1 protein-coding gene is annotated in these 817 nt (G+C 73.4%); it reads right to left on the bottom strand.

Annotated features, from left to right (window positions below; all coding sequences use genetic code 11):
• A partial coding sequence (locus tag IF89_RS39570; protein WP_043194947.1) for an RHS repeat domain-containing protein occupies positions 1–817 on the bottom strand: 817 nt, incomplete at both ends.

Raw genomic sequence — 817 nt, 5'->3', positions numbered from 1 at the left:
GGTGACCGCGGAGGAGAGCAGCAGCCCGGTGTCCCCGTCGTAGGTATACGCGGTCGTGGAGACGGTGTCGCCGTCCTTGGCCTTGACGGCCGCTTCGGCTATCTGCCCGTGGGCGGTGTAGGCGTAGGCGGTGGTGTTGCCGAGCTGGTCGGTCTGGGAGACCAGGCGCCCTGCCGCGTCGTAGGTGTTGGCCGTGCCGGCGCGGGTGTCGCCCTGGCCGGGATCGCCCTGGGTGAGGGACTTAGCCGTCTGGCGTCCGGCGAGGTCGCGGGTGAGGGCTGCGGTGAACTCCTGCCCCGCGGCGGCGGGGGTGCCGTCGGCGAAGACCACCCTCGCCGAGGTGGTCCGGGCCGCACTGTCGGCGTCCTGCACGGACACGGCCCGGGCCTCGCCCAGGCCGGCATCCTCCTGGTCGCTGCCCAGCACGCCCTGCGCGACCGCCTCGGCCACAATGTCAGAGGCCGTCTTGACGGTGGTGCCGTCGGGGCCGGTCACGCTGCTGGTGTGGCCCCACGGGTCGGTGGAGGCAACGGTTTTGCGTCCGGCCTGGTCGGTCATGGTCACCTGGTAGTGGGCCCACTGGGAGTAGTCGGCCTGGGCCAGTACCCGGGCGCCGTCGGCGTCGGGTTCCTTGGCGTAGGCGCCGTCGCGGTAGTTGTCCGCGGTCCGCAGCGGCCGCCCCAGCGCGTCGAGGGTCTCGGTGACCCGCCGCCCGTCAGGGGTGGCCGTGACCGTGACGGCCGGGGAGGGGTAGGCGATGCGGGTGGTCTGCGGCTTGCCGGAGTCCGGCAGCACCGTGTGCACAGACGGCCGGCCC

The organism is Streptomyces sp. NRRL F-2664 (genome assembly GCF_000719345.1).
Classification (GTDB): domain Bacteria; phylum Actinomycetota; class Actinomycetes; order Streptomycetales; family Streptomycetaceae; genus Streptomyces.
Note: the sequence above shows the minus strand (reverse complement) of the source record. Positions and strands in the feature narration are given on the sequence as shown.